The organism is Kytococcus sedentarius DSM 20547, assembly GCF_000023925.1.
GTDB lineage: Bacteria > Actinomycetota > Actinomycetes > Actinomycetales > Dermatophilaceae > Kytococcus > Kytococcus sedentarius.
Genome location: NC_013169.1, coordinates 2,581,521 through 2,602,943 on the forward strand (window position 1 = coordinate 2,581,521; position 21,423 = coordinate 2,602,943).

A 21,423-nucleotide genomic window follows, 5' to 3' on the forward strand; every position below is an offset into this window, starting at 1 on the left:
GCCTCAGCTCTTCTTGCGGCTCCCGGCCTTCACCGTGCGCGCAGTCCCGGCGGCCGGCTTCTTCGCCGGCGCCTTGCGGGTGGTGCCCGAGCTCTTGCGCACCGGCTTCTTCTTCGGCCCCTCGGCCCGCTTCTGCGCGAGCAGCTCGAAGGCCTGCAGCTCCGAGACGTCCTCCGGCCGCATGGCGCGCGGCACGGTCACGTTCGTCTCGCCATCGGTGATGTAGGGCCCGAAGCGGCCGTCCTTGATGACCACCTTCTTGCCCGAGACCGGGTCCTCGGCGAACTCCGCCAGCGGCGGGTTGGCCGCCGAGCGCCCGCGCCGCTTGGGCTCGGCGTAGATCTTCAGGGCCTCCTCGAGGGTGATCTCGAAGATCTGCTCCTCACTGGCCAGCGAGCGCGAGTCCGTACCCTTCTTCAGGTACGGCCCGTAACGCCCGTTCTGCGCGGTGATCTCGGCGCCGCTCTCCGGGTCCGCACCCACCACCCGCGGCAGCGAGAGGATCTTCAGGGCGTCCTCGAGCGTCACCGTCCGCACGTCCATGGAGGCCAGCAGCGAGCCGGTCCGCGGCTTCACCAGGTCCTTGCCGCGGCCGGTGGTCTTCTTGCCCTCGGCCTCGAAGCGGGCGACGTCCTCGTCGGTGAACACCTCGGAGACGTACGGCCCGTACCGCCCGGTCTTGGCCACGATGTCGCGGCCGGTCTCGGGGTCCTGACCCAGCACTCGCCCGTCGGAGGCGGCCTCGGCCAGGTACTCCCGCGCCATCGCCGGGGTCAGCTCGTCCGGCGCGATGTCCTCCGGGATGCTGGCGCGCAGCGGCTTGGCCTCCTCCTCGCCCGAGGCAGCGGTGCCGTCCGCGGCACGGGCGGCGCTCCCCGCATCGTCCGGCACCTCTCCGGTGGTCAGGTCGGTGCCCGCCGGCGCGATCTCCTCCACGTACGGCCCGTAACGACCCACGCGCACGACGATCCCGTCGCCGATGTCGATCGTGGAAACCCCCTTGGCGTCGATCTCACCGAGGTCCTCCACCAGCTCACGCAACCCGGTGGCCGAGGACGCCTCGTCACCGAAGTAGAACCGTTGCAGCCAGGCGACGCGGTCCTCCTCGCCAGCGGCGATCGCGTCGAGCCCCTCCTCCATCGATGCGGTGAAGTCGTAGTCCACCAACGTGGGGAAGTGCTTCTCCAACAGGGTGGTCACGGCGAACGCCAGCCAGGTGGGCACCAACGCATTGCCCTTGGTGCGCACGTACCCGCGGTCCTGGATGGTGCCGACGGTCGCCGCGTAGGTGGACGGGCGGCCGATGCCCTTCTCCTCCAGCGCCTTCACCAACGTGGCCTCGGTGTACCGCGGCGGCGGGGAGGTCTCGTGCCCCAGCGCCTCCACCCGGGAGGTGGCCAGCTCCTGCCCTGCGGCCATCTTCGGCAGGCGCACCTCCTTGGCACCCTTCCCGGACTTCGCGCCGGCGTCGCCCGAGCCGCCCTGCTCGCCCCCGCCGTAACGGTCGGCGTCGCGCCCCTCCTCGTAGGCGGCCAGGAAGCCCCGGAAGGTGATGACCGTGCCCGAGGCGGTGAGCTCGGCCTGGCGCGCCGGCTTGCCCCCGACCTGCACGCCCTGCAGCGGCGCGCCGATGCGGACGGTGGCCGTGGAGCCCTTGGCGTCAGCCATCTGGGAGGCGACCGTGCGCTTCCAGATGAGCTCGTACATGGCGTACTCGCTGCCGCGCAGCTCGCCGGCCACCTGGGCCGGGGTGCGGAAGGTGTCGCCGGCGGGACGGATGGCCTCGTGGGCCTCCTGCGCGCCCTTGGCCTTCTTGCCGTAGAAGCGTGGGGAGTCCGGCACGTAGTCCGCGCCGTAGAGGTCACGAGCCTGCTGACGGGCCGCGGTCATGGCCGACTGCGACAAGGTGGTCGAGTCGGTACGCATGTAGGTGATGTAGCCGTTCTCGTACAGCCGCTGCGCCACCCGCATGGCGTCCTTGGAGCCCAGGCGCAGCTTGCGACTGGCCTCCTGCTGCAGGGTGGAGGTGATGAACGGCGCGGCCGGCTTGCGCGTGTACGGCTTCTCGCTGACATCGGTGACGGTCACCTGCGCGGCCTCGATGCCGGAGGCGACGGCCCGGGCGTCGGCCTCGGCCAGGTGGGTGACCTGGGCGGAGGACTTGAGCTCCCCCGCATCGGTGAAGTCGCGGCCGGTGGCCACGCGCACCCCATCGAGGCTGGTGAGGCGCGCGGTGAACTGCTGATCGTCGGCGGGGGCGAGGTCGGCCTCCACGTCCCAGTAGGACGCGATGCGGAAGGCCATGCGGGCGCGCTCGCGCTCCACCACCAGGCGGGTGGCGACGGACTGCACACGGCCGGCGGACAGGCCCTGCTTGACCTTGCGCCAGAGCACCGGGGAGACCTCGTAGCCGTAGAGGCGGTCGAGGATGCGGCGGGACTCCTGGGCGTCGACCATGCGGTCGTCGAGGTCGCGGGTGGTGTTCACCGCGTGCTGGATGGCGTCCTTGGTGATCTCGTGGAAGACCATGCGCTTGACCGGCACTTTGGGCTTGAGCGCCTGCAGCAGGTGCCAGGCGATGGCCTCGCCCTCGCGGTCCTCGTCGGTGGCGAGGTAGAGCTCGTCGGCCTCCTTGAGGGCCTTGCGCAGCTCGGTGACCTTTTTCTTCTTGTCCGCGTCGATGACGTAGTAGGGGTCGAAGCCGTTGTCCACGTCCACGGCGAACTTGCCGTAGGGCCCCGTCTTCATGTCTGCGGGCATCTCGCTGGGCGTGGGCAGGTCGCGAATGTGGCCGACGGAGGCCTCCACGCGGTACTCGTCCCCCAGGTACTGGCCGATGGACTTCACCTTGGTCGGCGACTCCACGATCACGAGCTTGCTGCCCTTGGCTGCCACGTGCGGACTCCTCACTGTCGGGTGGGCGTGCGGTGGAGTCGTCACCGCTCTGCGGCGCCCGGGCCGACGGGCGCCACCGTAGCCCACGACCGGGGGTAGTAGTCGCACGGACGGCGCGGCGGCGCCCGCTCCCGCGGCGGGCCCCGCCGGTCCCGCGGCAATGTGGGCACCCGACAACTGCGAGTTGCGTCGGTGTGGGTGCCGAGGCGGAGCTGCAGGGAAAGTTACCACTTTCACCCAAAACTGGTAACTTTTTTGTATGACCTCGCCTTGGCCCCCTGTCGCGCACGAGACGCTCCCGTGGGTCTCCACCCTGCCGACCGAGCACCTCACGCGCCGCCAGCGATCCGAGCTCCGCCCGACCTTTGAGGCCACCGTCCCGCCGTCGATCGCCGAGGCACCGTGGACGCCGCCGGCCCCGCTGCTCGCCGACCTGGATGACATCACCGCCGAGATCTCCCGCTTCGATGCGGAGTCTCCCCTGGCGCTCGCCCCCTACGCCGGGCTGCTCCTGCGCTCCGAGGCGGCGGCGTCCTCCCGCATCGAACACCTCACCGCGAGCGCCCGGGCGATCCTCGCCGCCGAGGTCGGCGACCGGTCCCGGCGCAACGCCACGGAGATCGCCCAGAACACGGCGGCCCTCGTGGAGGCCATCGAGCCGGCCAGCGAGCCCGATGCCGCGGCACTCCTGTCCATGCACGCGACGCTCTTGGGCGGCGTGGACCCACAGGCCGGGCAGTGGCGACGAGAGCAGGTGTGGGTGGGCGGTTCGGACCTCGGGCCGTTCGGCGCCGTGCACGTGGGGCCCACCGCCGAGCGCGTGCCGGGCCTCATCGAGGACCTGGTCGTCTTCATGCGCAGGGATGACCTGCCGGTGCTCGCACATGCCGCCCTGGCTCACGCCCAGTTCGAGACGATCCACCCGTTCACCGACGGCAACGGGCGTACCGGGCGGGCACTCGTCCACGCGATGCTGCGCGCCAAGCGACTCACGCGCCGGGTGACGGTGCCGGTCTCAGCTGGCCTACCCACGGACACGAGCCGCTACTTCGACGCATTGGACGCGTACCGCACCGGGGACCCGGAACCCATCGTGGAGCGCATGGCCCACGCCGCCCTCCGCGGGGCGCAGGAGGCCCGGGTGCTCGTCGCGGAGCTGGTGGAGATCCACGCCAGGTGGCAGGACCGGATCACCGCGCGCCCCCAGGCGGCGGCCTGGCGACTGGTGGACCTGCTGCGGGAGCGGCCGGTGGTGACGGCCGAGGTGGTGCAGGAGCGCCTCGGCCTTGCAGCCCCCCACGTGCGGCGTGCCGTGAACCCGCTCCTGAAGGCCGGGATCCTCAAGGAGTCGCGGATGGCGCAGGACGGGCGGCGGATCGTGTGGCGCGCACCCGAGGTGCTGGCAGCCCTCGACCGGTTCGCCGAGCGGAGCGGGCGCCGGAGCCTGGGCTGAGTCAGGGCCAGGTTGTCGGTGGGGGGCAGGACGCTGGGCCCATGGCCACCATCTACTGCACTGCCACCAGCCTGGACGGCTTCATCGCCGACGACGCCGAGAGCCTCGCGTGGTTGTTCAGGACGCCGGGGCACGCCGACGACCCGGGCGGCCGCTACGGCGACGGCGACTCGCTGGACTTCGACCGCTTCTTCGACGGCGTGGGGGCCATCGTCCTCGGCGCCAGCACCTATGCATGGTTGGGGCGCGAGCTCACCCAGGACGGTGGCGAATTCACCTGGCCGTACGAACAGCCGACCTGGCTGATGACCCACCGCGAGGTCACCCCCATCGATGGGGTGACAGGAGCCAGCGGCGACGTCGCCGGCCTGCACCCGGAGTTCGTGGAGGCCGCCGGCGAGAAGGACGTGTGGGTGATGGGTGGCGGTGACCTCGCCGGGCAGTTTGCCGATGCGGGACTGCTGGACACCGTCTGGGTGCACCAGGTGCCGGTCACGCTGGGCGCCGGCAAGCCACTGCTGCCGCGCCGGTTGAGGCTGCGTCGTGAGGCGCTGGAACGCGACGGTCAGTTCACGGCCATGCGCTTCGCGGTGGTCGGTCCCGAGCCCCGGCCGCCTGGCTGATCATGCTCACCACGTGACCACCTGTCCGCGACGCCGCCCGGCTCCCCGAAACCGCCAGCGTTCTGCCATCAGCCGCCCACGTCACAGACACCAGCGCACATGATGCACTAGCATCAGATGCATGCGTACGACACTCACCATCGAGGACGACGTGCTCCAGGCCGTCAAGGACCGCGCTCGCGCCCGTGGGACCACGGCCGGGCAGGAACTGTCGGCCCTTGCCCGTGCTGCTCTGTCCGCGCCGACGTTCGTTGACGTGGGTGAACGAAACGGCCTCCCGGTTCTCCAGCACCGTGGGGAACCCGTCACACGTGAGCAGGTAGAGGCCCTTCTCGATGAGGACCCAGCCTGACGTGGCGGCTCTGTTGGACGTGAACACCCTGATCGCCTTGCTCGACATCGATCACCGTGACCATGAGGCCGCCCACCGATGGGCTGAAGAACGCCTCTCGAACGGGTGGGCCACCTGTGCCACGACACAAATGGGCTTCCTCCGTGTCATCAGCCAGCCGGGTTACCCCAGTCCCATCACAGTGGACGAGGCCGGACGCCTGCTCCGACGAGCGACCGACCACCCCTCGCACGAGTACTGGAGCTCGGAACCGCAGCCCTGTGCCGGCTCCGTGTCCCTCGATGTGATCACGGGCCACCGCCAGATCACGGATGCGTACCTGCTTGCCCTTGCCGTGCACCAGAACGGGTGCCTGGTGACCTTTGACCGACGCATCACCACTCGTCACGTCCCAGGGGCCGGCCAGGAGCACTTGGTCAGACTGTGACAGGCTCCGGCCAAACCGCAGCGCCGGCCCCTCGGGTCACGACGCATGAGTGCTGGACACCGAGGCCTTCCAGTGTCACCCTGTAAGTGTGGCGATAGTCACACATGCCGCATGAGAGGCATAAGAGGCATAAGAGGGCTCACGTCCGACGACCGTAGGGGGATCAATGCGCTCTCCTAAGAAGCGTCTTCAGGCATGTTCCGTGGCCACCGTCCTGCTGGTAGGGCTCGCCGGCTGCAACAACAACCAGACCAGCGACGGGATGGCGGCGGCCGAGCCGTCACGATCAGGCACGGTCGCGGTGAGCAAGGTGGAGACGGCCGACAGCATCCAGGACATCGAGGCCGAGGCAGACGTCTTCGTCACCGGCCGCGCCACGGGCCACGAGGTCCTGGACGTCAAGGGCATTCCCTTCACCCGGTCCACCTTCGCGGTCACGGCGTCCTCCGTGCCCGAACTGGTGGGCAGCTCGGTGAAGGTCCGCCAGACCGGTGACGGGACGGCTGCCGTCTCAGAACTGCCGGAGATCCTGGACCCGTCGCGCGAGTACACGCTCGCTCTCACGGACTTCGAGGGGCCCCAGGAGGTGGACCAGGAGTACGTGATCACCTTCGACGAGGGCATCTGGGAGAGGAGAGCCGACGGCCCACGCAACGCTGCGGTCCAGGCCGGCTCCGCGAAGAAGGCACTCGAAGCCACGACGCAGGAACTGTCGCGGCTCACGCAGCCCGACTGAGGGCACACGGGGGGCTCTTCCCGCGCTTGTGGGAAGAGCCCCCTCGCCCCCCCCCCTCAGCGCACCAACAACCCGTCGGCCACCATGTCGCGCAGCACCGGCATCACCTGCCGGGCCAGGTCGCCCTGGTCGGCGTCGGTGAGCACCGCGATGCCGGCCAGCCCCTGCCGCGCGGTCAGCTCACCGTCGCACACACCCACCAGCCCGGCCGTGACCGAGTCCACCTGGAACGTGAGTCGCCCCGGGTGTGGTGGAGGGTCTGATCTGCCGGAAGGATGCAGACATGCCCGCACCGAGGAAGTACCCCGATGAACTGCGTGAGCGAGCGATCCGCCTGGTGCGCGATCGCCTCGCCGACGAGCCGCGTCTGTCCCAGCACAAGGCCTGCATGGCCATCGGTGAGCAGTTGGGGATCAACGGCGCTACCTTGCGGAACTGGGTCAAGACCGCCCGCGTCGACGACGGTGAGCTGCCCGGCACCACTACCGCTGAGGCGGTGAGGATCGCCGAGCTGGAGAAGGAGAACCGCGACCTACGACGAGCGAACACGATCTTGCGCCAGGCGAGTGCGCATTCTGCCCAGGCGGAGCTCGACCGCCGCTGACTGACGTCGATGGGTTCATCGACGAGCATCGTGAGGAGCACGGGGTCGAGCCGATCTGCACCACGCTGGCCGAGGCCGGCTACCAGATCGCCCCCAGCTCTTACTACGCCCGCAAGGCTCGCCCACCCAGCACCCGAACTCTCTCGGACCAAGCATGGGACGAGAGGATCATCGCCGTTCACGCCGCGAATCGTGGCGTGTACGGCGTCCGGAAGGTGTGGAAGGCGCTGCTACGCGCGTATCCCGGAGAGCACATCGCTCGGTGCACCGTCGAGCGTCGGATGAACGCATTGGGCCTGGCAGGTGTCCCAAACACCAGGACCCCGAAGACCACTCGACGTCCCACCCAGGCGGTGGAGTTTCCCGACGACCAGCTCGAGCGGGACTTCTCTGCGCCCGCCCCGGACACGCGGTGGGTCGCCGACATTCCCCCGCAAGCGGGAGGTGCCCCCACATATGTCTCCACGTGGTCCGGTTTCGTGTACGTCGCGTTCGTCACCGACCTGTCGCGCTGGTCCGCTGAGGACCTCGCAGCAGTCGCCTACACCCTCAACAACAGGCCCCGCAAGGTCCTCGGTTGGAAGACCCCGGCCGAAGTCCTCGACGAACACCTAAGATCAATCCCACGAAGCAGTGTTGCAACGACCGGTTGAACACGCGCAATATGTTGCGATTGCCTACACCGACCGCCTTGCTGAGGCCGGGATCGAGGCCTCCGTCGGGTCCGTCGGCGATTCCTTCGACAATGCCGCTGCGGAGGCCGTCAACCGGCTCTGCAAGAAGGAGCTCATTTGGCGGGAGGGGCCGTGGAGCGGCATGGAGGCCGTCGAGGCAGCGACGCTGTCCTGGGTCGACTGGTACAACACCAGCCGCCTGCACGGCCACTGTGCCCACACCCCACCGGCCGAGTACGAGGCCGCCTACTACGCTTCACTCAACCGTGCCCCGGAAACCGCCAGCACGGCATAACCCGCCCTCCACGAAACCCGGGGCGACTCACGCCAGCTGATCGGGTTCGAACTGGAGGCCGTCAGCACCTTGCGTGTTGATGATGGGCCCATCGAGCTGATCGGAACCTTCGTCGAGCCAGCGCCCCTTGACCAGCGAGACGACCTCGCCTCCATCACCAGGGCACGCGGAGTCCAGTCACCTGAGGATGTCGAGCGCATCATCCGGGCTGAGCGTGGGGGCCGATGTTGACGTTGTGCGGGGAGATGCTGCGCCGGCCAGGTCTCGCGCCGCGGATACAAGGCCACTCTTCGCTGGTGGCCAAGGACGATCTCGTTGAACCGACCTGTTCTGTACGGCTTTGCCGTTTCGGTTCTCATCGGGAGTGGGCTGCTGGCCGGCTGCACCACCTCTGAAGGACCGCACGTGCAGAGTTCCACCACCTCGTCACGTGCCACGTCCTCGAGGAGCCAGCCGGCCTCCGAGTCCGCCCATATTCGGTGCTGGCCCACGACCGAGAGAGGCGGGCTCTGCGGCGCTATGACCAGCGTCGAGGCCAGGAAGGGCGACGCGAAGGCGATCGATCTCCAGGATGCTCTCAAGGTCGAGGTCACCCCTGACCCCTTCGGAGACGGGTACTCCATGATTGCAACCGCAGAGGGGTGCCGGCTGTGGACAACGCCTTTGACGGGTGGTTCGCCATCGTGGACTCCACACCCTGACCGCCGGACAGACTCGGCCATGGGGTGCGACACGCGACCGAGCAGCCCGACTGGGTGACGGAACTCCTGGACGCGCCCTTCAGGGTGAAGATCACTGACGCCGGGGTGGTCTTCCACGGCGATGGCGCAGAGATCACCTTCGGTCAGCCCGAGGGCACGCCGTCGAACAGCTGAGGTTCTCCGGCCCCTCAGCGCACCAGCAGCCCGTCGGCCACTAGGACGCGCAACACCGGTAGCCTGCGCACGATGGCGGTCAGCGTCGTGCCGCCTCGAACACAAGAAGGGTCAACGCCCCAAAACCCACTGCCACCCCCCAATGCCATGAAAGAGTCAACCACACCGCGGTCCCTACAAGTAGCGACGCGACAGCACCCCAAGCAACCATGGCTTTTTTTGAGACGCGGTCGCGGCGCAGCAAGAGCACTAGGGTAATAACCAGGAACATTGCGCCAGCCACCACGAAACGGTAGTCCAAGCGCGCCATTCCTAAATTTATCAACTGGAAGCTGCATGCAATTCCAGCGATAATGAATCCCCAGAGCTGCGGACTCTCTCGTTTCTCATGCGGACTGGCACTAGTCAAGACACAACTCCCTCCGGTAAGCTAACTGGCCCGTCGGCCACTACCTCGTGAATCGACACCTGCACCGGCGGCAGTGTGGCTTCTCTCTCGCAGTGCAGCATTTTCCAAACATCCATGGGCACGAGACCGAAACGCAAAAAATCAATTGCGGCCAACTCATCTTGGGCATGCGGCACGCGAGACAAGACGTGTAAGCAGCTATTTTCGCGAGACACGAGTACACATTTCTGCTGACGCAACTCCCCCCGACCTCGTATCCGTATCCCCCAGGGCCGTTCGCGCAACATCCGGGGCCACACTTGTTCGAGTATGGGGGGTCCATCGGGATGATGCCAACCCCCGTCGAGACAGGTCGCGCACTCCGCACCATTTCGCCGTTCTGACTGCGAGCCACCTCCTGATACTCCAGTTCATCCAGTGATGAACCCCAAAGCTGATAGCGCACGGACCATGAGATTGCCCCGTCTACACCCTCTGGGACCTCAACGGTAATCACCATGCTTTGTTCCGCCGGACTCCAAAGCACCAGGCTGTTGCCACGATCCACAATCCTCATCGCTGCGACGCCAACCAGGCCTTGCGGGGAATTGAAATCAACTTCATCAATCGCGACTAAGCCACCCACCCCTGATGCATCGGTCGCCCGCGACTTCCTCGTTCGCTCCAGCGCTTGCAGCATACCTCCCTCACCATTTGACCGTCCTACTGGCGGAGAGGCCACATTCCACGCTACCACGTTTGATAAATCAGGATTGGTGGCGAATCGTCCAGCCAATTCTGTGAGCGCCTCGGAATGAGAGACTTGCCTCACTTCTTGGCGACTCAGCGTTCGACCCGCGCCCGCCACTTCCCCTCGTGGCCCTGCCATTGCCCTAGCTGGGCTGATCATGAATAGAGCCCCCGCGGACAGCCCCCCAAGGCGACTCGGGACATGAAGGTTCGCCTGGACGTCGCCGCAGCCCCGAGTGTTACGCCACCTCTGAGCGCTTCTGCCATCCGAAGACCTGCTTTGAAACCAAACTCCTTCACGAGCAGGGCACCCATAGCCCGCCCATGCCACATTCCGGAGACCGTTCCTCCATGCACCTGAACCAAAGTCGGCTCGAACACGGGAACACGCCCAATTGTGCGATGCCAATCAAGCATCCGGCGCGACTGCAGCGGCTCAATCTCGAGGCTCCCACCTGCCGCCTCCTGCGCCGCGAGCGCAACTGCTCGGCAGGTTCCACAAGACGCATCGTACCCTAGGTAGAACATACACATTTCCCGTCGTGGTTGCTTGCAATCGGTACCCCCCAACCAACCGACATGCTTCGTTGGGGTCAACCCCCCCCCCAGAGTGATACACGATTGTGACCTTGTCGCCGTGCCCCCCCCCTCGCCCCCTCAGCGCACCAGCAGCCCGTCGGCCACCAGGTCCCGCAGCACCGGCAGCACCTGTCGGGCCAGGTCGCTCTGGTCGGCCTCGGTCAACACCGCGATGCCGGCCAGCCCCTGGCGCGCCGTCAGGTCGCCGTCGCACACGCCCACCAGCCCCGCGGTGACCGTGTCCACCTGGAACGCCCGCCGCAGCCCACCGCCCTGCCGGATCAGCACCACCTGCGGGTCCGGATCGCCCGGGTGGGCGTAGTAGCGCTCCTGCGTCACGTCATCGGCGTACTGCCACGCGATGTCCAACAGCTCGTCGTCGGAGTGCTCCGCCAGCCAGGTCCGCGCCCGCACGCCGGCCAGAACGTGCGGCCCCATCGCGGCGTCCACCTGCCCGCGCGCCTCGTCCAGCGCGATCCACGGCTCCCGCTCGACCTCGGGCCGATGCAGGGTGATCACCCCGAACCCGATCGATGCCGTGCCGCGCGCCGCGAAGTCGTCCAACCACGCGCCGTACATGGCCTCGTACTGGCCGTCCCCCGGGGTGTGGCCGCCGTCGCGGGCCCAGGTCTCGGCGTACTCGGCGGGGTCCTGCACCTCGCGCAGCACCACCCACGCGTCCACGCCGAGCCCCGCCAGCCACGGCCGCACCCGGTCGCGCCAGTCCTCATCGGGCCCGATCTCCCAGTTGCCCAGCATCTGCGCCATGCCCCCGGGAGCCAGCCGCGCGGCCACCTGCCCGATCAGCCCGGACGTGATGCCGTCGGCCTCCACCCCACCGTCGCGGTACTCGTACACCGGCACCCCCTTGGTGCGCGGGGTGATGACGAACGGCGGGTTGCTCACGATGAGGTCGAACTCCTCGCCCGCGACCGGCTCGGTGAGCGACCCGTGCCGCAGGTCCAGCTCCACCCCGTTCAGCGCGCACGTGAAGCGCGCGAACTCCAGCGCCCGCTCGGAGATGTCCGTGGCCACCACGCGCTGGGCGTGGTGCGTCAGGTGCAAAGCCTGCACCCCGCATCCGGTGCCGATGTCCAACGCGCGCGCCACCTCGGGCCGGGGGGTCCACGCCGCCAGGGTGACGCTCGCCCCGCCGATGCCGAGCACGTGGTCCTCGGGCAGGGGCCCACCGCCGGCCTGCAGCTCCGGCAGGTCGGAGACCACCCACCAGGAGTCGTGTTCCGTGGCGTGGGGGCGCAGGTCCACCACGGCGCGCACCCCATCGCCCTCGATGCGGGCCAGCCCCAGCGTCGCCAGCCCCTCGGCGCGCGTGCGAGGCAGGGCGAGCGCCACCTCATCGGGGGTGAGAGTCAGGCCCAGGCCGAACAGGCGCGTGAGCAGCGCGACCGGCTCGGTGCGGTCGCAGGTCGCCCGGTCGGCCGGCAGCGGCTGGTCGCGGTGCAGGGCGGCGGCCGCCAGCTCGCCCACGGCCGCCCCGATGCCCTCGATGGTGTAGTCGGCGGCCTCCAGGTCGGCCCGCAGGGACTCGATGAGGGGCGTCAGGTCCTCGCCGTCATCAGTCACCCGGCGCGGGGCCGGCGGCGAGGGGTGGCGATGCGGGACGGGGGTCTGCGCGGGGGTGCTCACGCGACCTCCCACCAGCGGCCGGCCACCAGGCCCGGCTCACGCCCGGGCTCGATGTAGAACTCCGTGCCGAACCAGGCCGCAAAGGCCTCCTCGGGCAGCGCCAGCATGAAGCCCACGTCGCTGGTCTGGCTGGCGTGGCACTCCAGCGCCGCGCGCTTGGCACCCAGCACCGATGAGGTGTCGACCTCCCAGTGGATGTTCGCCTCGGGCTCGCCGAAGGGGTTGCCGTCGTCGGCCGGGGCGTCAGGGTCCATGTCGTCGATCCCTGCCTCGCGCGCCAGCTCGAAGCTCGCCCTCAGGCGGTCCCGGTTCATGGTGCTCTCCAGCAGGCGCGGGCGGCGGGCCGCGGCGTCGGCCGCCAGGTGCGCCACCTGGTGGGCCTTCACGTGGTCCGGGTGGCCGTATCCGCCGTGCCAGTCGTAGGTCACCAGCACGTCGGCGTCGTCCGCATCCAGCACCGCGGCCAGCTTCACCGCCGCCGCGGCGGCATCCGCGCTGTGGAAGGAGGTCTCGTGCGCGTTCTGGTCCCAGCCGGTCATGCCGGAGTCCGCGTAGCCCAGCCAGTGCACGGCCTGCGTGCCCGTCACCTCCGCCGAGGCCTCGGCCTCCGCACGGCGGCGGTCCACCACCGTCTCACCGGGCGCCAGGTCCTCCGGCACGATGCCGTGGTCGCCGTTGGTGCCGTAGACCACCACCACGCGGTGCCCCGCATCGGCCAGCAGGCGCTGCGAGCCGGAGGTCTGGGACGCCTCGTCATCGGGGTGGGCGTGCAGGAAGACGACGGTCAGGGGGCCCGTGGGCGCGGCGGGCGTGCTCGATGCGGTCACGCGCCTGATCGTCCCACGGCTCAGAGGCGGGGACGCTCCATCCGCCCACCCCAGGCACCCAACAGGGACGCGGCCTCCACGGTGTCGTTCACCTGGTGCACGATCTTCTCCAGGCAGGTCCGCACCGGCTCACGCGAGCGCAGACTCACGTCGAAGACGTTGCCTCCGTGGTCGAGGGCCACCAGCAACTGGTCGCCCTCGGCGCGCAGGCCCATGGCGCCACCGTGGCGCTGGGCCACCATCACCCATCCCTCCTGCACCGTCTGCGGCAGCACGAAGTACGCGTCCTGCGGGGTGTCGGTGAACACCTTGAAGCCGTCCCCCATGGCCGGGTTCTCCAGAGGAATCCCACCACCGGAGAACAGGCCCGCCCCACTGAAGTTCTCCTTGCCCCGGGGCACGATGCGCAGCGGCGCCGCCACCGGGCGGGCCGTGCGCACCCGCGCCACGGTGCCGTGGAAGAGGGTGACCGTGCGCCGGTTGTCCTTGGTGCCCCGGCGTTCGGTGACCTTGTACTCCCCCACCATGAACGGCTCGCCGGCCAGCACCCCCACCAGGGCGTCGTCGGTGCGCACGCGGTCGCCGGTGTCCACCACCTCCACGGCGCGAACCCACTGCGGCTCCGCGCGTTCCAGGTGCAGTTCACTGCCGGACGTGCCGTTCAACCGGTCGATCTGCGCCGCGTAGGAGCGCAGCACCGGAACCACCAGTTCGGCGTTCAGACGGTCCACCACCGGCTGTTGCCTGCGGGAGACCACCATGCTGCCGGCGGCAACCACCACGATCAGCAGGAACACCCCGCCGATGAACCCCGGCACCATGAGCCCCAGGCCCACCCGGCCGGTCATGCCGGAGAAGTGCAGCACCAGCAGCGCGGCCGCCATCAGCCCGCCGACGATCCACAGCCAGCGCCCCATCCGCCCCGCCCGGTCCCGCTCGGCGCGGAAGGACTCGGGGTCCACGCCGGCAGCATCGATGACGTCAGCCGGCTCGGGCAGGCGGATCACCCGCGACTCCCCCCGCCACCCACCTGGTCACCCAGGCCGGAGAGGTCCACGTCCTGGCGCTCGGAGTCGCTGGCCCGGAACATGGGCTCGGTCCCGAAGCCGAACATGCCGGCCACGATGTTGGAGGGGAACATCTGGCGTCGGTCGTCCAGGCGTGCCACCGCCCCGTTGTAACTGCGCCGCGCGGCGGCCAACTGCTCCTCGGTGTAGGTGACGGCCTGCTGCAACTCCACGAACGAGGCGTTGGCGCGGAACTCCGGGTAGGCCTCGGCGGTCACGTTCACCGCCCCCTGGGCGCGATCCATGGCCCGGTCGGCCTGCTCCAGCTGCGGCACGCTCTGCCCCTCGGCGGGTCGCGCTTGGCGCAGCTCCACCACGCGCTCCTGGAAGGACCGCTCGGCCTGCACCGCTGCGGGCACCACCTGCATCTGCTTGGTGAGCAGGTCGTGGCGCTGGGTGAGGGCCACCTCGATGCCGTGCTTGGCCTGGCGCATGGCGTTGCGCGCCTGCACGAGTGCGTTGTACAGCCAGATGACCAGCACCACGAGCAGCGCCAGCACGACGAGGCCAATGAGGACGGGCGGTTCCATGGGTTTCTCCCTCCCACCGGGCCACGGTGACCCCGGTGTGCTGGCACGGTAGCGGACGCCCCCGTCCCAGCCGGCCCGCCCCGCTGCTCAGCCCGCGGCGCGGGCGACGGCGGCCGCCAGGGCTTCCCGCAACACCGCTCGCAGGGCGGCCGCGTCCATCTCCTGCGGCACACCGACTCCGCTGAGCGTCAGCCCGTCCACCACGGCATGCAGTCCGGGCACTGCCCCCTCGGCGGCGGCGGGCAGGGTTGTCTGGGCCTCCTGGGGCGAGTCCAGACCCAGGGCCTGGGCCAGGGCCGCCCGCACCAGCCACCGCTCCCCCTGCCAGGCGCGCGTCGCCACCGGGCGCAATCGCTCGTCGGTCCGCCCCGCCACCACGAACTCCACGTAGACGGCCACCTCCTGCCGGCGCAGGTCGTCCAGCGGGAGCAGCTGCTCCAACAACTCCAGGGCGCATTCCTCACCCGGCCCGTCCCACGTGATCACGTCCATGACCCGGGCCGCGATGCGGTGGTCCATCTCCTCCATGGCGAAGGCCAGCAGGTCGTGCTGGGCGGAGAAGTAGTGCCGCACCGCACCGGGTGACCACCCCACCTCGGCGGCGATGGTGCGCACCGAGGTACCACGCAGCCCCTCACGCGCCACGACCGCGAACACCGCATCGGCCAGGGCGGCGCGGCGTTCGGCGTGGTCTGCGAGGCGGGGCACGCCCCCATCGTGCCACGGAAGCAGCACACCTGTGTTGACACACGCAACGGAGCACCCGCACACTCCTTCCGACACACCTGTGCTTCCAAGGAGAGATCGTGGACATCGGCGGCTTCGTGGCCCTCGCCGGGCTCGCCCTGCTCGACAGCACCAGCTTCGGCACCCTCGTGCTGCCCGTGCTGGCGCTGCTCGCGCACGCCCGAGCCGGCCGCCGCGTGCTGGCCCATCTGGCCGTCATCGCCGCGTTCTACTGGGTGCTCGGTGTGGCCCTGATGCTGGGTGGCCAGACCGCCCTGTCAGCCCTGGGCGGCTGGCCCGACTGGCTCAGTCACCCCATCACCTGGATCGTCGGGGGGCTCGCACTGGTGGCCCTGAGCTACGTCGTGGACGGCACCATCACCCTCCCCGGGGGTCTGGGGGGCAGGGCGGCACGGCTCAAGGACTGGATGCGACACGCCATCGGGCCTGATGCCGACGCGCGCACCGTGGTGGCCGTCGCCCTGGTCTCCGGGCTCATCGAGGCGGCGTCGATGCTGCCCTACCTGGGCGCCATCGGGCTGCTGTTGGGCTCTGACCTGTCCGTACCCGCGCGACTGGCGGTGCTCGCGGGCTACTGCCTGGTCATGGTGCTGCCCGCCCTGCTGCTGGTGGCCGCCCGCACCGCGCTCGGGCACCGCCTGGACGGAGCACTGGGCCGCGTGGGCGGCTGGCTGGACCGCAACGCCGGGCGGGAGGCCGGCTGGGTGGTGGGCATCATCGGGGTGGTCCTGTCACTGCAGGGCATCGGTCGCCTGATGGGCTGACCAGCAGTTCCGTGGAGGTTGTCGCAGGCCCGTGCCACGATGCGCAGGTGAGCTCCCCCTCGTCCCCCGCCTCCTCATCGGCCCCCGTCATCCGCGCCCGCGGGCTCACCAAGACCTACGGCGACTTCGCGGCCGTCGACGGCATCGACTTCGACATCGCCCCGGGTGAGTCCTTCGGCCTGCTCGGCCCCAACGGTGCCGGCAAGTCCACGACGATGCGGATGATCGGCGGCACCCTGAACCGCACCAGCGGCACGATGGAGGTGGCCGGGCTCGACCCCGACACCCACGGCCCGGAGGTGCGCGCCACCTTGGGCGTGGTGCCGCAGCAGGACAACCTCGACACCGAGCTCACCGCCCGCGACAACCTGATGGTCTACGGCCGCTACTTCGGGCTGCCGTGGAGCTACCTGCGCCCCAAGGCCGACGAGCTGCTCGAGTTCGCCCAGCTCACCGAGAAGGCCAAGAGCAAGGTCGACGACCTCTCCGGCGGCATGAAGCGGCGCCTCACCATCGCGCGTTCGCTGGTGAACGAGCCGAAGGTGTTGTTGCTCGACGAGCCGACCACCGGTCTGGACCCGCAGGCCCGCCACGTGCTGTGGGACCGGCTGTTCCGCCTCAAGGAGGTGGGCGTCACCCTGGTGGTCACCACCCACTTCATGGACGAGGCCGAGCAGCTGTGCGACCGCCTGATCGTGGTGGACCACGGCACCATCAAGGCCGAGGGCTCACCCCGCGAGCTGATCCGCACCTACTCCACCCGCGAGGTGCTCGAGCTGCGCTTCGGCGCCGACCGCAACGCCGAGGTGGTGGGCCAGCTGGAGTCGCTCGGCGAGCGCACCGAGGTGCTGCCCGACCGCATCCTGCTCTACGCCGACGACGCCGAGGCCGCCCTCGATGCGGTGACCTCCCGCGGGCTTCAGCCCGTCACGTCGCTGGTGCGTCGCTCCTCGCTGGAGGACGTGTTCCTCCACCTCACCGGGCGGACCCTCGTTGACTGAGCACCGCGCACCGGGGCCGGCCGCGGCCGGCGGGCACACCGCATCGAGCGCCGGCGACGACCTCGTGAGCCTGCGGCACCTGGCGTCCTCCGGGCGGGTGCCACCCCCGGCCGAGATGGCGCGCCGGGCGCGGCGCTGGGGCTGGTGGTACCACGTGGAGTACTGGCTGATCACTGCCAGGGCGTGGGCGCAGTCGATCCTCGTCTACGCCATCGCCGAGCCGCTGCTGTACCTGGTGGCCCTCGGTGTGGGACTGGGCACGCTGGTGGATGCCGGGGCAGGGGGCGTCGACGGTGTGGAGTACCTGACCTTCGTGGCGCCGGCGCTGCTGGTGTCGACCATCGTCATGTCCGCGGCCGGGGAGTTCACCTACCCGGTGATGGCGGGGTTCAAGTGGGAGCGGCTGTACCACGGGCCGCACGCCACCCCGGTGACGCCACAGCAGATCGCCGAGGGGCACTTCGCCGGCGTGATGCTGCGCTTCGTGGCCCAGGCGGCGATCTTCCTGGGGATCATGTGGGTCTTCGGCGCCATCAGCTCACCCTGGGCGTGGCTGTGCGTGCCCATCGCGGTGCTCTCGGCCGCAGCCTTCGGCGCCCCGTTGCTGGCCTACGCGGCGTCGCTGGAGTCCGAGGGCTACCAGTTCGCGATGGTGCAGCGCTTCATCGTGATGCCGATGTTCCTGTTCGCCGGCACCTTCTTCGAGCTGTCGAGCATGCCGTGGTTCCTGCAACCGATCGGGTGGATCTCCCCCATCTGGCACGGCACGGAGCTGGCCCGCTGGGCGGCCTACTCCTCCGATCTCAGCTGGGCCCGGGCGGCGCTGCACGTGGGCTTCCTGGCCGCGCTGGCCCTCATCGGACTGCTGGTGGCCCGGCGGATCTTCGAGCGGAGGCTGAACTCGTGAGCGCGCCGACGAACCGAGTGGGCGGCCTGTACGGCGGCAACATCCGCGCCGTGGTGGAGCGTGGGCTGAAGGTGATGGCCGGGCAGAACTGGCTGGTGATGGTCTCGGGCTTCTTCGAGCCGGTGCTGTACCTGCTGGCGATGGGCTACGGCCTCGGCGGTCTGGTGGGCGACGTGGAGGGGCCCGGTGGGCGCACCGTGGAGTACGCGGCCTTCATCGCCCCGGCGCTGTTGGCGACCTCGGCCATGAACGGGGCGGTCTACGACTCCACCTGGAACGTGTTCTTCAAGCTGCGCTTCGCCAAGCTCTACCAGGGCATGCTGCAGACCTCGCTGGGGCCGCTGGACGTGGCCGCCGGGGAGATCGTGCTGGCGCTGATCCGGGGGCTGCTGTACGCGCTGGGGTTCATGGGCGTGATGACGGCGATGGGGCTGGTGACCTCGTGGTGGGCGGTGCTGATGGTGCCGGTGGCGCTGCTCATCGCGCTGGGTTTCGCGGCACTGGGCATGGCGGTGACGAGCTACCTGAAGAGCTTCCAGCAGATGGACCTGGTGCAGCTGGTGCTGCTGCCGATGTTCCTGTTCAGCGCCACGCTGTTCCCGGTGGAGGTGTTTCCCACGCCCATCGAGTGGGTGGTGAAGGCCCTGCCGCTGTGGCACGGGGTGGAGCTGATGCGGCACCTGGCCTTCGGCGAGCTCACGTGGGCCGTGGCCGGACACGCGCTGTACTTCGTCGCGATGTCTGTGTTCGGCATTTGGTTCGCCGCGGTGCGGCTGCGGACGCTGTTCCTGCGCTGACCTGACGACACCCGGCCGCCCCACCGCCGCCACCGCCGCCACCGCCTGCAGCAGTGTGGTCAGGGGCGGCGCGGGGCCGGCCAAGGGGCGGTGGCGGACAATGGGGCCATGCCCGGCGCACCCCACAGCACGTCCCCCGAGGACTGGCTGTCCCTGCTCACCACCGGGGGCCTGACCGACCGCCTCGTCCACACCGAGACCCATCCCGCTCGTGATGCGGTGACCGCGCCGCTGCCCGACTGGCTCAACCCGCAGGTCGAAGCAGCCCTGGCCGGGGCCGGCATCGACCAGCTGTGGTCCCACCAGGCCGAGGTGGCCGAGCACGCCCACGCCGGGCGGCACACGGTGGTGGCGACCGGCACCGCATCGGGCAAGTCACTGGCCTACCTGCTGCCCGTGCTCTCCGCGCTGGCCGACGGCGCCCACCACGTCACCGGCCGTGGGGCCACGGCCCTGTACCTCGCACCGACCAAGGCCCTGGCGCAGGACCAGCTGGCGGCGGTCGAGCGGTGGATGGTCCCCGGCATCCGCGCGGCGGTGGTCGACGGCGACACCCCCACCGAGGAACGCACCTGGGCCCGCCAGCACGCCAACTACGTGCTCACCAACCCCGACCTGGTGCACCACTCGCTGCTGCCCGGCCACGAGCGGTGGCGCGCCTTCCTGCGCCGGCTGCACTACGTGGTGGTCGACGAGTGCCACGTGCACCGCGGGGTGCCCGGTGCCCACGTCGCGCTGGTGCTGCGGCGCCTGCTGCGCATCGCCCGCCGCCACGGCACCGAGCCCACCGTGCTGCTCGCCTCGGCCACCGTCGCCGACCCGGCCGACCACGCCAGCCGCCTGCTCGACGCCCCGGTGCAGGCCGTCACCCAGGACGGCTCCCCCCGCGGGGAGGTCACCTACGCCCTGTGGGACCCCCAGCCCGAGGCGGGGGACGGCCGCCCCTCCACGCTCACCGAAGCCGCCCGCATCAGCGCGCGCCTGATCGAGGCGGGGCGCCAGGTGCTCACCTTCACCACCTCGCGCGTGGGTGCGGAGGTGACCGCGCGGGTGGTCGCCGACCAGCTCGAGTTCACGGGCACCGGCAGGGGCACCGGAGCCGAGGGGGACGCACGGGCCGCCGGGGCCCCCGCGATCGCCGCCTACCGGGGCGGCTACCTGCCGGAGGAGCGTCGCGCCATCGAGCGGGGGCTGCGCGACGGCACGCTCCGGGGGGTGGCCGCGACGACGGCCCTGGAGCTGGGCATCGACGTCTCCGGGCTCGATGCGGTGGTGATGGCCGGGTGGCCCGGGCGGCGGGCGAGCTTCTGGCAGCAGGCCGGGCGCGCGGGGCGTTCGGGGCAGCCCGCGCTGGCCGTGCTCGTGGCCGGCGACAACCCGCTGGACCACTACCTGGTGCACCACCCCGAGGGGATCTTCTCCGGCGCCCTGGAGGCCACCGTGGTGGACCCCTCCAACCCGCGGGTCCTGGCCGAGCACCTCGCCTGTGCGGCGGCGGAGCTCCCGCTGACGGAGGCCGACTCGCTGTGGTTCGGGCCGGGGACCGCCCTGGTGCGCGACTCCCTGGTCCGCGCCGGGATGCTGCGCGAGCGGCCCACCGGCTGGTACTGGGCGGGCTCCGAGCGTCCCCACGGCCTGGTGGACCTCCGCGGCATGGCCGGCACCCTGCAGCTGCTGGAGAGCCGCACCGGCCGGGTGCTGGGCACCATCGACGCCGGCCGCGCGGACTCCACGGTCCACACCGGCGCGGTGTACCTGCACCAGGGCACCACCCACGTGGTCACCGAGCTCGACCTGGACGACGGCGTGGCCACGGTGGTGGAGGGTGACCCCGGGTGGATCACGCGCGCGGTCACCGAGGAGGCCTTCGACGTCACGGCCGTGCGCGACCGGGCACCGGGCGACGGCGTGGAGTGGTCCGTCGGGGACGTCCTGGTGCGCACGCACGTGACGGCCTTCCGCCGCCTGCTGCCCTCCGGGGAGGTGCTGGGGCAACACCCACTCGACCTGCCCGAGCGCACCATGCCCACGCAGTCGGTGTGGTTCACCCTCACCCCCGAGGTGCTTGCCGACGCCGGGGTCGATGAGGTGGAGCTGCCGGGTGCGCTGCACGCGGCGGAGCACGCCCTCATCGGCATGCTGGGGCTGGTGGCCACCTGCGACCGGTGGGACGTCGGCGGGGTCTCCACCCCCCTCCACCCGGACACGGGCCTGCCCACCGTGATGGTCCACGACGGCCACCCCGGCGGGGCGGGCTTCGGCGACCGCGGGTTCGCCGCGCGCCGTCCCTGGGTGGAGGCCACCCTCGATGCGGTGCGCCGCTGCCCGTGCGACGCGGGGTGCCCGGCGTGCGTGCAGTCCCCCAAGTGCGGGAACAACAACGAGCCACTCTCCAAGGAGGGCGCCGTGAGGGTGTTGCAGGTCCTCGCAGCACAGTGGTCGGCGCAGTAGTCTTGTGCCGCCCGCACCGTCCCCCTCACAAAGG

At 70.2% G+C, this 21,423-nt stretch carries 20 protein-coding genes, 1 pseudogene and 1 other annotated feature; of the genes and pseudogenes, 14 read left to right on the forward strand and 7 right to left on the reverse strand.

Features of this window, described 5'->3' with window-relative positions; translation table 11 throughout:
* Positions 1 to 3: 3 nt before the first annotated feature.
* Complete coding sequence (topA, locus tag KSED_RS12250) at positions 4 to 2,895, reverse strand: type I DNA topoisomerase (RefSeq protein WP_015780394.1); 2,892 nt, start codon at positions 2,893 to 2,895, stop codon at positions 4 to 6.
* Positions 2,896 to 3,154: 259 nt separating this feature from the next.
* Here topA and KSED_RS12255 point away from each other — a divergent pair, with 259 nt between their 5' ends.
* The 5 genes from KSED_RS12255 to KSED_RS12275 all read left to right on the forward strand — a co-directional run bounded on the left by KSED_RS12255 (position 3,155) and on the right by KSED_RS12275 (position 6,486).
* Positions 3,155 to 4,348 carry a Fic family protein gene (locus tag KSED_RS12255; protein WP_015780395.1) on the forward strand — a complete coding sequence of 398 codons (1,194 nt, stop codon included), beginning with the start codon at positions 3,155 to 3,157 and terminating at the stop codon, positions 4,346 to 4,348.
* Between the two features lie 41 nt (positions 4,349 to 4,389).
* Complete coding sequence (locus KSED_RS12260) at positions 4,390 to 4,971, forward strand: dihydrofolate reductase family protein (RefSeq protein ID WP_015780396.1); 582 nt, start codon at positions 4,390 to 4,392, stop codon at positions 4,969 to 4,971.
* Between the two features lie 121 nt (positions 4,972 to 5,092).
* On the forward strand, positions 5,093 to 5,323 hold the full coding sequence (locus KSED_RS12265; RefSeq protein WP_015780397.1) for a hypothetical protein: 231 nt from the start codon (positions 5,093 to 5,095) through the stop codon (positions 5,321 to 5,323).
* Positions 5,307 to 5,750, forward strand: coding sequence for a TA system VapC family ribonuclease toxin (locus KSED_RS12270; protein ID WP_015780398.1), 444 nt, complete (start codon positions 5,307 to 5,309; stop codon positions 5,748 to 5,750). The genes KSED_RS12265 and KSED_RS12270 overlap by 17 nt, the downstream gene beginning before the upstream one ends.
* A gap of 202 nt (positions 5,751 to 5,952) precedes the next feature.
* Positions 5,953 to 6,486: a hypothetical protein gene (locus KSED_RS12275; protein ID WP_015780399.1), complete on the forward strand. Its 534-nt coding sequence runs from the start codon at positions 5,953 to 5,955 to the stop codon at positions 6,484 to 6,486.
* A 56-nt stretch (positions 6,487 to 6,542) separates the two neighbouring features.
* On the opposite strand, the gene KSED_RS14740 is transcribed toward KSED_RS12275, so the two are convergent.
* A complete protein-coding gene (locus KSED_RS14740; protein ID WP_015780400.1) occupies positions 6,543 to 6,710 on the reverse strand; it encodes a hypothetical protein in 168 nt (55 codons plus the stop codon).
* Between the two features lie 59 nt (positions 6,711 to 6,769).
* On the opposite strand from KSED_RS14740, the gene KSED_RS12280 reads away from it, so the two are divergent.
* The 4 genes and pseudogenes from KSED_RS12280 to KSED_RS14990 all read left to right on the forward strand — a co-directional run bounded on the left by KSED_RS12280 (position 6,770) and on the right by KSED_RS14990 (position 8,934).
* Positions 6,770 to 7,090 carry a transposase gene (locus KSED_RS12280; protein WP_015780401.1) on the forward strand — a complete coding sequence of 107 codons (321 nt, stop codon included), beginning with the start codon at positions 6,770 to 6,772 and terminating at the stop codon, positions 7,088 to 7,090.
* Positions 7,054 to 7,185, forward strand: a sequence feature (AL1L pseudoknot). (Overlaps the previous gene by 37 nt.)
* A 402-nt stretch (positions 7,186 to 7,587) precedes the next feature.
* Positions 7,588 to 7,743: pseudogene (locus KSED_RS15455) on the forward strand (IS30 family transposase); the annotation flags it as partial.
* The gene (locus tag KSED_RS12290) at positions 7,727 to 8,059 is read left to right on the forward strand and encodes an integrase core domain-containing protein (protein WP_041291701.1); all 333 of its coding nucleotides are present in this window, start codon (positions 7,727 to 7,729) and stop codon (positions 8,057 to 8,059) included. The pseudogene KSED_RS15455 and the gene KSED_RS12290, both read left to right, overlap by 17 nt.
* A 725-nt stretch (positions 8,060 to 8,784) precedes the next feature.
* Positions 8,785 to 8,934, forward strand: a complete 150-nt coding sequence (locus KSED_RS14990) for a hypothetical protein (protein ID WP_015780402.1) — start codon at positions 8,785 to 8,787, stop codon at positions 8,932 to 8,934.
* A 1,795-nt stretch (positions 8,935 to 10,729) separates the two neighbouring features.
* Here the strand turns inward: KSED_RS14990 and KSED_RS12295 are convergent.
* The 5 genes from KSED_RS12295 to KSED_RS12315 all read right to left on the reverse strand — a co-directional run bounded on the left by KSED_RS12295 (position 10,730) and on the right by KSED_RS12315 (position 15,430).
* On the reverse strand, positions 10,730 to 12,298 hold the full coding sequence (locus tag KSED_RS12295) for a DUF7059 domain-containing protein (protein ID WP_015780403.1): 1,569 nt from the start codon (positions 12,296 to 12,298) through the stop codon (positions 10,730 to 10,732).
* Positions 12,295 to 13,125, reverse strand: coding sequence for a PIG-L deacetylase family protein (locus KSED_RS12300; RefSeq protein WP_015780404.1), 831 nt, complete (start codon positions 13,123 to 13,125; stop codon positions 12,295 to 12,297). Before KSED_RS12300 ends, KSED_RS12295 begins: the two co-directional genes overlap by 4 nt.
* Before the next feature lie 20 nt (positions 13,126 to 13,145).
* Positions 13,146 to 14,132, reverse strand: coding sequence for a DUF3137 domain-containing protein (locus tag KSED_RS12305; protein ID WP_015780405.1), 987 nt, complete (start codon positions 14,130 to 14,132; stop codon positions 13,146 to 13,148).
* Positions 14,129 to 14,722, reverse strand: coding sequence for a LemA family protein (locus tag KSED_RS12310; RefSeq protein ID WP_015780406.1), 594 nt, complete (start codon positions 14,720 to 14,722; stop codon positions 14,129 to 14,131). Before KSED_RS12310 ends, KSED_RS12305 begins: the two co-directional genes overlap by 4 nt.
* 87 nt (positions 14,723 to 14,809) lie before the next feature.
* A complete protein-coding gene (locus KSED_RS12315) occupies positions 14,810 to 15,430 on the reverse strand; it encodes a TetR/AcrR family transcriptional regulator (RefSeq protein ID WP_015780407.1) in 621 nt (206 codons plus the stop codon).
* A 98-nt stretch (positions 15,431 to 15,528) separates the two neighbouring features.
* Here KSED_RS12315 and KSED_RS12320 point away from each other — a divergent pair, with 98 nt between their 5' ends.
* From KSED_RS12320 to KSED_RS12340, 5 genes are all read left to right on the forward strand, one after another.
* The gene (locus KSED_RS12320) at positions 15,529 to 16,233 is read left to right on the forward strand and encodes a GAP family protein (RefSeq protein WP_015780408.1); all 705 of its coding nucleotides are present in this window, start codon (positions 15,529 to 15,531) and stop codon (positions 16,231 to 16,233) included.
* A gap of 47 nt (positions 16,234 to 16,280) precedes the next feature.
* Positions 16,281 to 17,234: an ABC transporter ATP-binding protein gene (locus KSED_RS12325; protein ID WP_015780409.1), complete on the forward strand. Its 954-nt coding sequence runs from the start codon at positions 16,281 to 16,283 to the stop codon at positions 17,232 to 17,234.
* The gene (locus KSED_RS12330; protein ID WP_015780410.1) at positions 17,227 to 18,141 is read left to right on the forward strand and encodes an ABC transporter permease; all 915 of its coding nucleotides are present in this window, start codon (positions 17,227 to 17,229) and stop codon (positions 18,139 to 18,141) included. The genes KSED_RS12325 and KSED_RS12330 overlap by 8 nt, the downstream gene beginning before the upstream one ends.
* The gene (locus KSED_RS12335) at positions 18,138 to 18,938 is read left to right on the forward strand and encodes an ABC transporter permease (RefSeq protein WP_015780411.1); all 801 of its coding nucleotides are present in this window, start codon (positions 18,138 to 18,140) and stop codon (positions 18,936 to 18,938) included. The genes KSED_RS12330 and KSED_RS12335 overlap by 4 nt, the downstream gene beginning before the upstream one ends.
* A gap of 108 nt (positions 18,939 to 19,046) precedes the next feature.
* Entirely contained in the window at positions 19,047 to 21,389 is a 2,343-nt protein-coding gene (locus KSED_RS12340; RefSeq protein WP_015780412.1) for a DEAD/DEAH box helicase, read from the forward strand.
* Positions 21,390 to 21,423: the final 34 nt, after the last annotated feature.

Bases quoted from the DNA above. Each gene is read 5' to 3' on its own strand.
- KSED_RS12265 (WP_015780397.1), top strand. From the start codon at position 5,093: ATGCGTACGACACTCACCATCGAGGACGACGTGCTCCAGGCCGTCAAG.
- KSED_RS12280 (WP_015780401.1), top strand. From the start codon at position 6,770: ATGCCCGCACCGAGGAAGTACCCCGATGAACTGCGTGAGCGAGCGATC.
- KSED_RS12270 (WP_015780398.1), top strand. From the start codon at position 5,307: ATGAGGACCCAGCCTGACGTGGCGGCTCTGTTGGACGTGAACACCCTG.
- KSED_RS12260 (WP_015780396.1), top strand. From the start codon at position 4,390: ATGGCCACCATCTACTGCACTGCCACCAGCCTGGACGGCTTCATCGCC.
- KSED_RS12255 (WP_015780395.1), top strand. From the start codon at position 3,155: ATGACCTCGCCTTGGCCCCCTGTCGCGCACGAGACGCTCCCGTGGGTC.
- KSED_RS12340 (WP_015780412.1), top strand. From the start codon at position 19,047: ATGCCCGGCGCACCCCACAGCACGTCCCCCGAGGACTGGCTGTCCCTG.
- KSED_RS12310 (WP_015780406.1), bottom strand. From the start codon at position 14,722: ATGGAACCGCCCGTCCTCATTGGCCTCGTCGTGCTGGCGCTGCTCGTG.